At 56.3% G+C, this 839-nt stretch carries 1 protein-coding gene and 1 pseudogene; both read left to right on the top strand.

What is annotated here, in order from left to right; translation table 11 throughout:
- Positions 1–188 precede the first annotated feature (188 nt).
- Positions 189–287 (top strand): annotated as a pseudogene (locus N5I32_RS21205) (IS481 family transposase); the annotation flags it as partial.
- Between the two features lie 31 nt (positions 288–318).
- Positions 319–789: a MurR/RpiR family transcriptional regulator gene (locus N5I32_RS21200; RefSeq protein WP_261497898.1), complete on the top strand. Its 471-nt coding sequence runs from the start codon at positions 319–321 to the stop codon at positions 787–789.
- Positions 790–839: the final 50 nt, after the last annotated feature.

Here is an 839-nt window from a genome sequence, read left to right as displayed (position 1 = left end):
TTCTTCGATACCACGGCCTGATCCCTTCAATCTGTGAAACTCGGTCAGACCGTGACACACAAATTGAGGATGACCCCTTTTAAGGGCTACGCGACACACGGCTAAACTTCCGTTTCGTCATATCCACTCTCCAGTTCCTTGGTCCCGATTTTATCTTTGTTTCCAAGAAACCGGCAGCAGCTCACAATGGCCTCACGCCCCACGAATACATCTGCAAGATCTGGACTTCAGAGCCAGACAGTTTCATCGTCAATCCGATCCACCAGACGCCGGGACTGACCTCCTAAGGTAATGAGAAGATGCGGGAGGATGATGCACTTGAGAACCCACACTACAGTCCACCACATCATACGGTCCAGTTTTGGCCGCTTGACGCGGGCCGAGCAGCAGCTGGCAAATGCGCTGACCTCGCACTATCCGATGTCGGCGCTGGGATCTATCACCACCATCGCGGAGCAGGCCGGCGTTTCGACCCCGACGGTCGTTCGCATGGTGCGCAAGCTTGGCTTTAAGGGCTTTCCGGATTTCCAAGCGCATATCCACGAAGAGCTGGAAAGCACCCTATCCAACCCTATTGCAAAGCACGATCGCTGGGCCAACGATGCGCCGGACGCCCACATCCTCAATCGCTTCGCCGAAGCGACGATCGCCAACTTCCGTGAAACGCTGTCGGGCATCAGGACGAGCGATTTCGACCGCGCGCGAGACCTGCTCGGGGACCAGCACAATCAAGTTTATATCGTCGGCGGTCGCATCACGAAGGTAACCGGCCGGTTGTTACCGCGGTGATTGGGCCTTGATACGGGCGACGAGTTCTGTGCCGTTGACGAAGTCGTCGA

Origin of the sequence: Albidovulum sediminis (assembly GCF_025380365.1) — a bacterium.
Classification (GTDB): Bacteria; Pseudomonadota; Alphaproteobacteria; order Rhodobacterales; family Rhodobacteraceae; genus Albidovulum; species Albidovulum sediminis.
Note: the sequence above shows the minus strand (reverse complement) of the source record. Positions and strands in the feature narration are given on the sequence as shown.